This window comes from Methylobacter psychrophilus, assembly GCF_025583945.1.
Lineage (GTDB): Bacteria > Pseudomonadota > Gammaproteobacteria > Methylococcales > Methylomonadaceae > Methylobacter_C > Methylobacter_C psychrophilus.
This window is the reverse complement of record NZ_JAOEGU010000001.1, coordinates 127350-140648: the sequence shown is the minus strand read 5'-3', so window position 1 is coordinate 140648 and position 13299 is coordinate 127350. Positions and strand designations below refer to the sequence as shown.

At 42.9% G+C, this 13299-nt stretch carries 9 protein-coding genes and 1 tRNA gene; 6 read left to right on the top strand and 4 right to left on the bottom strand.

Annotated elements, in window-relative coordinates; translation table 11 throughout:
- Positions 1-39: 39 nt before the first annotated feature.
- The 3 genes from N7974_RS00520 to speA all read right to left on the bottom strand — a co-directional run bounded on the left by N7974_RS00520 (position 40) and on the right by speA (position 5688).
- The gene (locus tag N7974_RS00520; protein ID WP_262963757.1) at positions 40-2643 is read right to left on the bottom strand and encodes a glycosyltransferase; all 2604 of its coding nucleotides are present in this window, start codon (positions 2641-2643) and stop codon (positions 40-42) included.
- 362 nt (positions 2644-3005) lie between these two features.
- A complete protein-coding gene (locus N7974_RS00515) occupies positions 3006-3848 on the bottom strand; it encodes an NAD(P)-dependent oxidoreductase (RefSeq protein ID WP_262963756.1) in 843 nt (280 codons plus the stop codon).
- 1 nt (position 3849) lies between these two features.
- The gene (gene speA, locus N7974_RS00510; RefSeq protein WP_262963755.1) at positions 3850-5688 is read right to left on the bottom strand and encodes a biosynthetic arginine decarboxylase; all 1839 of its coding nucleotides are present in this window, start codon (positions 5686-5688) and stop codon (positions 3850-3852) included.
- A gap of 85 nt (positions 5689-5773) precedes the next feature.
- On the opposite strand from speA, the gene speE reads away from it, so the two are divergent.
- The 3 genes from speE to N7974_RS00495 all read left to right on the top strand — a co-directional run bounded on the left by speE (position 5774) and on the right by N7974_RS00495 (position 8661).
- Positions 5774-6622, top strand: a complete 849-nt coding sequence (gene speE / locus N7974_RS00505; protein ID WP_262963754.1) for a polyamine aminopropyltransferase — start codon at positions 5774-5776, stop codon at positions 6620-6622.
- 69 nt (positions 6623-6691) lie between these two features.
- Entirely contained in the window at positions 6692-6952 is a 261-nt protein-coding gene (ubiK, locus tag N7974_RS00500) for a ubiquinone biosynthesis accessory factor UbiK (RefSeq protein WP_262963753.1), read from the top strand.
- 200 nt (positions 6953-7152) lie between these two features.
- A complete protein-coding gene (locus N7974_RS00495) occupies positions 7153-8661 on the top strand; it encodes a YifB family Mg chelatase-like AAA ATPase (protein WP_262963752.1) in 1509 nt (502 codons plus the stop codon).
- 98 nt (positions 8662-8759) lie between these two features.
- Here N7974_RS00495 and N7974_RS00490 read toward each other — a convergent pair whose 3' ends face one another.
- On the bottom strand, positions 8760-9161 hold the full coding sequence (locus N7974_RS00490) for a hypothetical protein (protein WP_262963751.1): 402 nt from the start codon (positions 9159-9161) through the stop codon (positions 8760-8762).
- 689 nt (positions 9162-9850) lie between these two features.
- Between N7974_RS00490 and N7974_RS00485 the strand changes: the two genes are divergently transcribed.
- From N7974_RS00485 to N7974_RS00475, 3 genes are all read left to right on the top strand, one after another.
- Positions 9851-10603, top strand: coding sequence for a PhoH family protein (locus tag N7974_RS00485; RefSeq protein ID WP_262963750.1), 753 nt, complete (start codon positions 9851-9853; stop codon positions 10601-10603).
- 430 nt (positions 10604-11033) lie between these two features.
- Positions 11034-13055 (top strand): DNA helicase Rep, encoded by a 2022-nt coding sequence (rep, locus tag N7974_RS00480; protein WP_262963749.1) that lies wholly within the window; start codon positions 11034-11036, stop codon positions 13053-13055.
- 35 nt (positions 13056-13090) lie between these two features.
- Positions 13091-13167 (top strand) — tRNA-Arg (locus N7974_RS00475).
- Positions 13168-13299 lie beyond the last annotated feature (132 nt).

Below are 13299 nucleotides of genomic sequence, written 5' to 3'. Positions count from 1 at the left end.
GTGCTGTTTTTTTAGCTGATGAGTGGAGATTTACGCCCTTTACTTATCCAACTCTTCGGTAGTACGTTTGGATTTACGACCATAATTTGGCGCAACACTGATCAGCAGTGTCAGTAAAGCCGCGGCATAAGGAACCATTTGCACCGACAAGACCGCTATCCATAACTTACCACTTAAGTTATCAAAATGCTCGGTAGCACACATTGCAGCGATACCTGAACTTAACAATATCAGCAAAAACAATTCCTGTCTGATGGTCATTAAACCGGCAAATAAAGGCCCCTGCTTTTCAAATTTAGGCGTCCGCATAAACGGCTTGCCTGAGGTAAACAAGCCCTGAACCGTACCTCTGGCAACGGTGTGGGTTAAAGACAAACCGGTTAACGCGGCACCCAATGATTGCCAAACGGAACACGGAACACGCGCCTGATATAACCATAAACCACGCAGGATTTTAAAGCTGAATAAACCGACCGTCGGTAATAAAAATACATTGGCAGGCAGTTCACTATGTATCGGGTCACTTAATATTACTGCCGTTAAAATCAAACTGGCGGTCGTAAATAACAACGCCAGGGCATCGGAAAACCACGGTAACCAACCGGCAATAAAATAATAACGTTGTGCGGCGGTCAGTGGCGAGTTTTTTGAGGGTAAAAAGCTGCGCCAATGTCCCTTGATGATTTGCATGGCACCATAAACCCAACGGAAGCGTTGCGTCATATAACCGGACATCGTGTCAGGCATCACGCCACGACCAAATGAATCCTTTACATAAACCGAGTCATAGCCGGCTTCATACAAACGCAAACCGAGTTCACTGTCTTCACAAATACACCATTCTGCCCATTTACCGACTTCCAGTAAGGCAGACTTTCTAATCATGGTCATGGTGCCATGTTGAATAATGGCGTTGTACTCGTTCCTTTGCACCATGCCAATATTAAAAAAGCCGGCATATTCCCAATAACAAAAGGATTTAAAAAGACCTTCATCACGATCACGATAGTCCTGTGGCGATTGCACAAAGCCGACATTTTCATTATCGAAATAGGGCACCATACATTTTAGCCAATCTGGCGACAAGACATAATCGCTATCAATAACCGCAATAATCTCTGCATCGCTGGCAGTTTGCTCAAGTGCATGATTGATTGCACCTGCCTTAAAACCAGGCCAGTTCTCCAGATGAAAAAACCGGAACATAGGCCCCAACCGTTCGCAATCCTCACGTACCGGCTCCCATACCGCAGGATCTTTGGTGTTATTGTCCATCACCAAGACTTCAAGATTGGGATAATCCACTTTCGCCAAAGCCTCAAGCGTCTCACGCACCATCATGGGCGGCTCATTATGGATGGGTAAATGCAGAGATACTTTGGGATATTTAAACTCAGCCGAGGGTTTTAGCGGTTGAAAGGTTCTGGCGGTCTTTTTATGCCAGATCACTTCCGCAATTTCCAGACTTTCGATTAGCAGAATAACAACTGCCATAATCTGCATCAGTATCATCAAGCCCCAAAATAAAATACTGAGATTCGTTTGATATTGATGGGCTCCTATCGATGCGGACCAAAAAATCACCGAAACCGCAAGATTGACAATTAAACCAAAAAACAAGATACCGGGCAGCTTTAAAGTACTGCGAGTAAATAAAAACAAGCCCATTAATACGATACTAAAACCAGCTGCACCAACCGCCCAGTTTTTCCAGGCCGGCATGGTCAACACATCGCCATTCATTGGATATTTGGGTTGTCGATCAGCATTAAATATACCCCAATAAGCACCCGATGAGCCTTCTATAGACTTTTTCCAGGGCTGATCAAAGGCTTCGACAATATAATAATTAACGCTTTCTTTGTCGGCCCGATTAATAAATTCACGTAAAAATTTTGCCTGATTGGATATTGATGCTGTTGCATGTTTAAACGGTTGACCATCTGAAGGCCAGCCAACTTCAGTAATAATAATGGGCTTACCAGGATAAGTTTGCTGTAATTCATGATAACGGCTAAAAACATAATCGACCGCATCTTCTGCAGGAATACCTTCCCAATAAGGCAAAATATGCACGGCGATAAAGTCAACTTCGGCAACAAGATCCGGATTTTTTAACCAAATATCCCATGTTTCAGAAGTACTGACAGGACGCCAACTGCGCTTTTTCACTTCCCGGATATACTCGATCAAGGCTGCTTTAGGAATATCATTACGCAGCAAAACTTCATTACCCACCATCAACCGAATAATTCGGGGATTATTCTGGCGACCGGCCTCAATTAAAGTTTCGATTTCCTGACGATTTTTTTCCAGATTACCGTCAATCCATGCGCCCAAGGTCGTATTTAAATTATATTTGGCGGCGAGCTCAGGAATCTTGTGCTGCCCTTTAAGCATGCTATAGGTTCGAACCGCATGAACTTTATCGGCCAGCAAAGCCAAATCTTTGTCCATATCGGCTTCACTGGGATAGGTATTACCTGTTTGCGTATCTTCCTTGCGCATGGGATCGTAGGTAACCCCCATCGTGGTCTTGGTCCATGATTCCAATTGCAAGGGGTTATTGATATAACTCCAAATACTGAAATTAATAATAACAAGTAATGCAACTACAAATAGAACAGCTATCTTTCTTTTCATTTGGGTATTGGAAAGTTATCGCCTGAAGCGAGTATCGTATGTTTGATTTAAGAATTGTTCTTTGGGATTAACAAGCAGACTTAAGTAATTAATCGTTAAATTAGCAATACTATTACTCATTAGCTTGTCGATCAAGCACTGCCTTGACGATTATCGGTCGACTAAAACCGATAATTTATTAGCCTGTTTGTTATTGAAATTCCCGTTTTTTTCCGCTGGCCTTCACCAGAAATTAAAATAATTACACTTAATATCTTACACGTGATCTAAAACTAACAAAAAATTATTTACCGAGTGAACGGCGAATAATGACGGCATGCTTCATTAATTCAGCTATGCAAACAGATTTGGCTAAGTCATAGCTACTGTTTTTTCAGTCGATACAACGCCGAAATATCCTCGTCACCATAACCTTCCGCCATCAACTGTTCATAACTGATAACAGTCATATCGACTAAAGGTATCAGAGCCTCTGTTTGAGCGGCCATCACTTGGCAGATTTTTAAATCCTTATGATGCAGTGCAACCTTAAAGCCGGGTACAAAAGTACCTTCGGTCATGGTCGAGCCACGATGTTGCAAAAACCAATTACCCGACGCACCGCCAGAAATGACATCAATGACTTTATCCATTACCAAGCCTTGGGTTTGCGCAAAAGCCAGCGCTTCCGTGACCGCCTGATTAATACCTGCGCCCATAATTTGGTTGACGGCTTTGGTAGCCTGCCCCGAACCGGTAGCGCCCATGTGAATAATACGCGCAGCCATTGCTTCCAATACGGGCATAGCCTTTTCCAGAGCGGCTACATCCCCACCCACCATCATCGCCAATGTGCCATTCTTGGCGCCTTCCGTGCCACCTGAAACCGGTGCATCCAAAAATACTACCTGTTTTTCTGCCAAAATCGTGGCAGCTTTTTTGGCCGTTGCACTGCTTACGGTGGACATATCAACAACAATTGCACCGGGCTTAATGGTTAAAGCTATTGCCTCAATCACGCTCAACACATCCTGATCGGCAGAAACACAAATCAGCACAATATCGACTTCTGCCGCCAGCGCCTCCGGTGAATCAAAAACTGCTACGGTAAATTCTGCTGTTTTTGCGGGAGTACGATTAAAAACAGCAGTTAAATAGCCTGCTTTGGCAAGATTTCTGGCCATGCCCAAACCCATCGCACCCAAGCCGATCATGCCTGCTTTCATATTATTTTCCCAGATAAGTGTACGACGTCAAGCCGGCAACGAGTTCTTGTTCATAGTCTTGGCGTTGTTGCTCACTAAGATTACTTTTTGCCAGTTTGTCACGATAGGCCGTTTTTAAATCTTCACTACTAATATGCACATAGTCCAATAAATCACTGACATGCTCACCTTCCTGCAAGTCGTAAAAATGATAGCCGTTGTCATCCAATTTAATATTAATGGAATGCGTGTCACCAAACAAATTGTGCATGTCGCCTAATATTTCCTGATAAGCGCCCACCATAAAAAAGCCGATGAGATAAGGCTCATTGCTGTCGATGTCATGTATTGGCAGCGTATTTTCAAGATTTTGCCCATCGATATATTGATCAATACGACCATCGGAATCACAGGTTAAATCCTGAATAACAGCGCGGCGTGTAGGCTGTTCATCCAAACGATGAATAGGCATGATCGGGAAGATTTGATCAATCCCCCAAATATCAGGCATAGATTGAAACAATGAAAAATTGCAAAAAACCTTGTCGGCCAGCTTCTCGTTTAATTCTTCCAGAATAATAGCTTCGCTTTGGGTGTTGGGATTGAGCTGGCTTTTAATTTGCTGACATAAAAGAGCATAGTTATTCTCGGCTTTGGCAAGCTCGGTAATACTTAATTTATCCTGGGTAAAACGGGCACGTGCTTCTGACAAGGCAAACTGCGCATCATGAAAATGCTCAACCAGATTATGGGCAACGGGTAACGCCAGTAATTCGGCTTTATTGGTATAAATCGATTCAATATCAGTGACATTGGTGATTAATACGGCATGATGAGCCGTCAATGCACGACCTGATTCGGTGATAATGTCAGGTTGCGGCATTTGCTTTTCAGCACACAACTCAGCAAAACTCCGGACGATATTTTGTGCATACTCATCCAAACTGTAATTAATTGATGATTCACGACGCGAGCCACTGCCGTCATAATCAACGCCTAACCCACCACCCGCATCAACAATTTTTATCGCTGCACCCAAACGATGTAATTCAACATAAAATTGCCCAGCCTCTTTCAAAGCAATTTTAATATCATGAATATTGGCGATTTGCGAACCCATATGAAAATGCAGTAATTTCAAGCTGTCCAGTAAATCGGTTTGTTTCAGACGCTCAATCAGTTGAAGTACTTCATGGGCATGCAGGCCAAACTTGGATTTTTCGCCACCGCTGTTTTGCCATTTTCCGGCACTGATACTTGAAAGTCGTACCCTCACTCCGAGTTGTGGCTTAATATTTAACTTAGCCGCTTCTTCAATAATCAGCTCAAGTTCCAGTGGCTTTTCAATGACCAAATAAAGATTCAAACCCATTTTTAAGCCGATAAGTGCCAGGCGAATATAGGCTCTATCTTTATAACCATTACAAACCACAACGCCCTGATTGGACAACGCCATAACGGCCAGCAATTCGGGTTTACTGCCCGCTTCAAGGCCAATATTGTCAGCCGATAAAATACCTTCAACTACCTGACGCTGTTGGTTTACCTTAATGGGATAAACCGGCGTGTATTGCCCCTTATAATTGTTGCTGACACAAGCTTTTTGAAAAGCATCAGACAGTCGTTTAGCACGATCTTTTAAAATATCGGTAAAACGAACCAACACCGGCAATGACAAGTTTTTATCATTGAGCGACTGGGCGATTTCGAATAAATCCAGTGCAATAGCCTTATCCGAACTGGGTTTTACACAGACATGTCCGCTGGCGTTAATAGAAAAATAGCCATCACCCCAATTATCTATTGCGTAGGTTTGTGCTGATTGCTCAGTTGACCAGGTTTTGCTCTGACTTAAATTCACTCAAATCTCCGTTTTATGCCTAAAGAGGCCTAAATTCTAATATAATGCGCACTTATTTATTTGTTTATTTTTCAGGAATCCCTACATGAACCCATCTGAATGGTTTACCGAGCAAGTCCCAGGGGCTGAATCGGCCTTCTCATTAAAAATCAAACAAAAATTACACGAAGAGCAATCTGAATTTCAACACCTTGAGATTTATGAAACAGAAACCTTCGGTAACCTAATGGTAATCGATGGCTGCACCATGGTATCAACCCGCGATAACTTTTTTTATCACGAAATGATGAGTCATCCCGCTTTATTCACGCATCCTGAACCAAAAAGAGTGTGGATTATCGGTGGCGGCGACTGCGGTACCTTAAGGGAAGTATTAAAACACCCTTCAGTAGAGCATGCGGTACAAATTGATATTGATGAACGCGTTACCCGTCTGGCGGAAATTTATTTTCCTGAATTATGTGAATCCAATAATGACCCCAGAGCCGAGTTAAAATTTATCGACGGCATTAAATGGGTAAAAGATGCTGCCCCCGATTCAGTTGATATTATCATTGTTGATAGCACCGACCCGATTGGGCCGGCTTTAGGCTTATTCAGCGAAGATTTTTACCGCGACTGCTTTAACTGTCTTTCAGAAAATGGCATGATCGTGCAACAAAGCGAGTCAGCACTGTTCAACATGAAACTGATCGGCGAAATGCGCAATGCAATGAGTACCAGTGGTTTTGGCCATTTACAAACGTTGTTTTTTCCACAATGTTTGTATCCTTCCGGCTGGTGGAGTGCTACGATTGCCAGTAAAACTGATTTAACAAGCTTCAGGGAACAGGATTCGGCAAACAAGCCTTTTGAAACGATTTATTATAATATTGACATACATAAAGCATCACTGGCACAACCTGAGTTTTTCAAAAAAGCATTTGCTTTATAAATAAAATGCAAGGTGTAGCAATCATTGTTTACACCTTGTTCCTTTTAATTTTTTGTATGAGTGTGATTCATGTTTGACCCTAAAGCTATTGATGATATTGCCAATCGTTTGGCTAGCGCCATTCCTCCGGGCCTTAATAACCTGAAAGAAGATCTGGAAAAAACTTTTAATGCCATTTTACAAGGTGCATTAGGTAAACTGGATTTGGTTACCCGAGAAGAATTTGAAGTACAAAAGATGGTTCTGGCAAAAACCCGCTCAAAACTGGAAGACCTGGAAAAACGTGTATCTGCAATGGAAAGCACTCTTCTTAACAAAGAAGAATTGTAAGATTAAGCCCTTCTTTGGCTTAACTAACCATCGTTAAGAATTGTAGGAGCGGGCCATGCCCGCGAAAAATAAAAAATCGACACAGCTATAGTTGCCAAAACATCGCGGGCGAGGCCCGCTCCTACAATGCAATATTAATAATTGGAATGCCGGGGATTTATAATGGCGCTACAAAAATGTAACAGCAATTCAGAAGCGCCATGGGCTTAGCCGTTATCTTTAGCCGGGGACGCTCAGGAATTGAAGCGCCTCTGGTAATGGTTGAAGTTCATATTTCTAACGGTTTGCCTGCCTTAAATATTGTCGGCTTGCCGGAAACTGCCGTCAAAGAAAGTAAAGACCGTGTTCGGGGTGCACTATTAAACTCGCGCTTTGAATTTCCCGCCCAGCGCATTACCGTCAATCTGGCACCTGCTGATTTACCCAAAGAAGGTGGCCGTTTTGATTTAGCTATTGCTTTAGGCATTTTAGCGGCATCCGGCCAAATCCCCTTGGCTAATCTTAAGCAATACGAATGTATTGGCGAGCTGTCCTTGGGTGGAGAATTGCGCCCTGTCAAAGGCGTTCTTCCTATTGCCATACAGGCCAGAAATCACAAAAGAAAACTAATACTGCCCAAAGAAAATACCGCCGAAGCCGCTCTGGTTAAAGGTATTGAAATTATCCCCGCATTACACTTGTTAGAAGTCTGCGCTCATCTCAGTGGACAGACACAAATACAACCCGAATTTCAACAAACCGAACCACCCGCACCCAAAGATGACCTGGATTTTGCGGATGTACATGGTCAATATCATGTTAAAAGAGCTTTTGAAATTGCCGCCGCCGGCGCACATAATTTAATTATGCTGGGGCCTCCCGGCACCGGAAAATCCATGATTGCCGCACGATTACCCACTATTTTACCGTTATTAACCGAACAACAAGCTCAAGAAACTGCGGCCATTGCCTCTATTAGCGATCAAGGCTTGGATGTTGCCAACTGGCTAAAACCGCCTTATCGCGCGCCACATCATACTGCCTCAGCGGCAGCTTTGGTCGGTGGTGGCAGCAATCCCAGACCTGGCGAAATATCCCTCGCTCACAACGGGACGTTATTTCTTGATGAATTGCCTGAATTTGATCGTAGGGTATTGGAAGTTTTACGCGAGCCGCTAGAGACAGGACATATCACTATTTCACGCGCCGCCAGGCAAGTTGATTTTCCGGCACGCTTTCAGTTGATCGCGGCGATGAACCCCTGCCCTTGCGGCTATTTGGGTGACGCATCAGGGCGCTGTCATTGCTCCTCGGAACAAGTCATGCGATATCGGGCAAGAATATCAGGGCCTTTATTGGATCGTATTGATATGCATCTGGAAGTCCCGCGCATATCCCATGAAGTCTTACGCAAAGGTACACCGGGCGGTGAGGAAAGCAGTGCGACTATCAGAGCACGGGTGGTCGCCGCACGTAATATAGCGGTAGCGCGTAGCGGTAAAGCGAATTCGGAATTAACCGCAAAAGAAGTTAAAAAGCTGTGCGTATTATCCGAGCAAAGTCACCAACTTTTAGAGCAGGCTATGGACAAATTCGGTTTATCACACCGCGCTTATCACCGGATTTTAAAATTGGCACGGACTATTGCTGATCTGGCAAATTCAGAGCAAATAGAAACCAAACATTTAAGTGAAGCAATCAGCTATCGCAAGCTGGATCGTAGTGTGTAGGAGGTATAAGCGAAGCCTCATACACCTGATAGAATGGTACGAACTATCGTTATCATCAAATGAGCCAAGGGTACGCGATGCGTACCCTACACACCCAACTATTTAACTTTAATCAGTTCCTTGCCATCGGTAGAGAAACGGCAGATACCCGGAGCAAAGTTGTCGCAATCCTTGGATTGCTCAACTATCGCGCCAGTCGGAGTAAGATTAACTTTTAGCTCACAATAAGTCGCTTCAACTACCGAACGTTGCTTCATAAGCAATTGATTTTCACTAACCAGTGTGGCTGGGCCTGAAACTTCTCCAGTGCAAGGTTTAGCGTCTACTTCGCTGGCATTGGGTTCAAAATTAACGTCTGCACTGACCGTAATATCATCTTTAAGTGTAGTGATTTTTAAATGTTGAACATGATTTCCATCGCGCAGCACATAGTGGTCAGTCGCCGCCAAGGCACTGCCGGAAACCAGTAGTGCGGCAGTCAGAAACAAACTTTTTTTCATGATATTACTCCTTTATTTAGTATATTTTATTGATCAATTGGGTAGGCAAACAAGACAAGATTTAATACTTATTTTTGATTTGACTCAACATGATTAAGATCCATTTTACCTTACTGAACGTCTTTACGAAAAGACTATAAAAATAACACCATCCATAAATCCGGTAAACGGCAACCTGCTTTTGCCATTTAACGCCTTCCGTTTGATTTTTCGTCGTACTTCATTGAAAAAGAAGCATGTTAAAGAATCACCTTCCACAGCGATTTACCGGTAATTAAAATTTAGCCAAACCGTCATGACCCTGTCATAAGTTATTACAATAATAAAACCTGATTTTGCAGATTCAAGGATTGTTATTATGTTGAATGAACATCAAAAATCTTGCCGTAATTTTATCAACGTTAAACCCTACGACCCTATCAAACTTGCCACAATTAGCACATGGCATTCATCCCCGTGATTTGCTATCAAACCAGACTATCGTCGAGAGTCGAATCGATCTCTCTACCCAAAGATGACGCCCGGCTAACGCAGATAATTCATCCACAAATTAGCCCGTCTCAAAGTAAAAAAAATCACAAAAAAAAACAACAAATATCTATACTTTATTAAGTTAAGTTCAAATAGTTCTAAAGTATGCCGACAAAAAATACTGACCGATTGTTAATGTAATAACTGGGAGTGAGTGCATGTCCAAAAAAGCTGCAATGAAAACATCTGAAAGAGAAATGAGTTATCGCAGAAGAGATAATCGAAAAATCACCAAAAATGATGATTTTGAGCTACTTGATATAGTTGATCTTGTCATAGAAAGAAGAGTTTTAGAACCTGTACAGGCACTTACAAAAGCACAAGGATTTTATATAAAAGCGATTTTGGATAACATAATAACCTTTGGCATAGGGCCCGCCGGCACAGGAAAAAGCTACGTCGCAGCCGGATTGGCTGCCGACATGCTAAGAGAAAAAAAGATTGACCGCATTATACTTACCAGGCCTGGTGTTGAGGCAGGCGAGAAATTCGGTTTTATCCCGGGAGAACTGGAAGAAAAATATGCGCCATACATTGAGCCCTTTCGCGACATACTTAACGAAAGACTGGGGCGGTCACAAGTAGACTACCTGATAAAGCACAAGCGCATATGTGCCATGCCTTTGGCCTTTATGCGCGGGCGCACTTTTAAAAATTGCTGGGCAATTTTGGATGAGGCACAAAATACCACGCCAGGCCAAATGAAGCTCTTTTTAACGCGTATTGGGGATAACTGTAAAGTTATCATCGATGGTGATTTGGAACAGAAAGATATTCCCGCTCAATCAGGTCTAGCCGATGCCGTTAACCGGCTTAAACATACCAAAAAAGTAGGCATCGTAGAATTCACGGTTGAAGATATCGTTCGCTCAGGGATTGTTAAAGAAATCATCAGAGCCTATTCAATTTAACAATTTTACTTTAAAAGTTTAAAATAATTAAGGCTGAATTATAAGTCTTTAATCACTTCAAAAATACAAAACAGGCATCCCTAAAAAGAACCTGATTACCAAAAAACCTCAGCCAGTAAGTGCCTGGATACCCGGGCATAACTGGCTGAAATAGCTTGTTAATCAGCAATCAGAATGTCTGTAAGCCTGCATAGTCATTTTATCAAGAACGCCATAAAATAAAGACCGGATAGACTCCGGATAAAAGTGGATCCTGTAAACTGACGATTAAAAACAGGTATAATAACAAAGATATATCCTGATATTTTCACCGAAGCTTTTCTGTCTTATCAAGGCAACAGGACGGAAATATGAAAAATTATAAATAGCCTTACCCAACAACTGTAATGCCACTATAGGATTAAACCACTTAATCCTGACTTCTATCCCAATGACCAAACTAAATCCCCAACAACAAGCCGCTGTTAAAGCGATAGACCACCCTTTATTAGTCCTTGCCGGTGCGGGGAGTGGTAAAACGCGGGTGATTACCGAAAAAATTGCTTATCTGGTTAAGCAAGGCTTACCTGCACGGCATATTGCAGCGGTGACTTTCACCAACAAAGCGGCACGGGAAATGAAAAGTCGGGTTTCAAAACTACTCGATGACACCCAGATTCGCGGCTTACGGGTTTCTACGTTTCATTCATTAGGGTTGGATATCTTACGAAAAGAACATAAAGTGTTGGCTTATAAAGCGGCGATTACGCTGTTTGATGAACAAGACAAACAAACCCTGCTAAAAAACCTGATCAATCATGGCGCAAAAGATTGTGATATCGATAATCTTGATACTTATGCCCATCTAATCGGTCAATGGAAAAATGCCTTTGTAACCCCGGAACAGGCACTAGCCACAGTAAATCGCGATCAATATTCGGCAGCCGGACTTTACAACGAATATACCCGCAGTTTAAAAGCCTATAATGCCGTCGATTTTGACGACTTGATTTTGTTGCCGGTATTGCTGTTTCAGCAGCACCCCGCCGTGTTGGAAAAATGGCAAAATAAAATCCGTTATTTGCTGGTGGATGAATATCAGGATACCAATATCACCCAATACCAGTTGGTAAAATTAATCGCTGGAACACTGGGATGCTTTACTGTTGTAGGTGATGATGATCAGTCAATTTATGCATGGCGTGGAGCGCAACCGGAAAATCTGGCGCAATTACAAAAAGACTTTACCCGCCTGCAAGTGATCAAGCTGGAACAAAATTACCGCTCAACCGGACGCATACTCAAGGTGGCCAATCATCTGATTGCCAATAATCCTCATGCTTTTGAAAAAAAACTCTGGAGTGAATTGGGTTACGGTGATTCACTGCGTGTTTTAAGTCATAAAAATGACCAGGATGAAGCCAAACAAGTCATCTCGGAAATTGTTCATCATAAATTTAAAACCGGCGGTAGCTATCAAGATTATGCGATTTTATACCGTGGCAATCATCAATCCCGGTTATTTGAACAAGGCCTGAGGGAAAACAACGTGCCTTATCTGATTAGCGGCAGCTCGTCATTTTTTGCCAATCCGGAAATCAAAGACATACTGGCTTACCTGCGTTTATTTGTTAACCAGGATGATGATGCCGCTTACTTACGCATCATCAATACACCCCGGCGCGAAATCGGTCCGACGACCCTGGAAAAATTGGGTACTTATGCCAATGACCGACATATCGGTTTATTTGCGGCCAGTACCGAACTGGGCTTAACCCAAAAACTCTCCGAAAAAGCCATCCAGCGGCTACAAAAATTCCACGGCTGGGTTATTGATACTGCAGACCGTATTGGCAAGGGCGACACCTTTGCCGTGATCGAACAGGTGATTAATCAAATCGGTTATGAACAATTTTTAAAAGAAGACAGTAAAAGCAAAGAGTCCGCTGATCGTAAAATTAAAAATGTCCACGAGCTGGTCGAATGGCTTAAGCGCATCGCCGACAAGGATTCCCAAGCAGAGCATGGCAACAAAACCAAAAAATCCCTGGCTGAGATTGTCGCCAAGATTATGTTGATGGATATTATGGAGCGCAATCAGGAAGCAGAAGTAAGTGATCAAGTGAGCTTAATGACCCTGCATGCCGCCAAGGGCCTGGAATTTCCGCATGTTTTTCTGATTGGCATAGAAGAAAATATCCTGCCTCATCAAAACAGCATTGAAACCGATAATATAGAAGAAGAGCGCCGTCTGGCTTACGTAGGTATCACCCGCGCCCAGCGTACCTGCACTTTTAGTTACTGTACACATCGTAAACGTTATGGCGAAATCACTGAATGTGAACCCAGCCGGTTTCTAAATGAATTGCCGGCCGATGATCTTGAATGGATTAATAAAAAACAGCTAACCCCCGAAGTTATCAAGGAACGCGGCAAAGCCAATCTGGCCAACTTAAAAACAATGTTATCGTAATCACCTTGCTGATCAGTTACAATGCTTGGTCTTAAGCGCCCTTAGCTCAGCTGGATAGAGTACAGCCCTCCGAAGGCTGTGGTCGGTGGTTCGAATCCACTAGGGCGCACCAATAAAATCAAGAGCTTACAGTGAATTTAAGACTTTTTTTATTGTCTGAAATTCACCACGTCACACTCACGTCACAGTTGAAAATAAATTGCCCTCTAAACCACCGCAATACCTGCCAGATACCTACCGGCAC

Excerpts from the sequence above, each read along its gene's own strand:
- N7974_RS00520 (WP_262963757.1), bottom strand. The coding sequence starts at position 2,643 with ATGAAAAGAAAGATAGCTGTTCTATTTGTAGTTGCATTACTTGTTATT.
- N7974_RS00490 (WP_262963751.1), bottom strand. The coding sequence starts at position 9,161 with ATGAAAAAAAGTTTGTTTCTGACTGCCGCACTACTGGTTTCCGGCAGT.
- N7974_RS00495 (WP_262963752.1), top strand. The coding sequence starts at position 7,153 with ATGGGCTTAGCCGTTATCTTTAGCCGGGGACGCTCAGGAATTGAAGCG.
- N7974_RS00515 (WP_262963756.1), bottom strand. The coding sequence starts at position 3,848 with ATGAAAGCAGGCATGATCGGCTTGGGTGCGATGGGTTTGGGCATGGCC.
- ubiK (WP_262963753.1), top strand. The coding sequence starts at position 6,692 with ATGTTTGACCCTAAAGCTATTGATGATATTGCCAATCGTTTGGCTAGC.
- speE (WP_262963754.1), top strand. The coding sequence starts at position 5,774 with ATGAACCCATCTGAATGGTTTACCGAGCAAGTCCCAGGGGCTGAATCG.
- N7974_RS00485 (WP_262963750.1), top strand. The coding sequence starts at position 9,851 with ATGTCCAAAAAAGCTGCAATGAAAACATCTGAAAGAGAAATGAGTTAT.
- rep (WP_262963749.1), top strand. The coding sequence starts at position 11,034 with ATGACCAAACTAAATCCCCAACAACAAGCCGCTGTTAAAGCGATAGAC.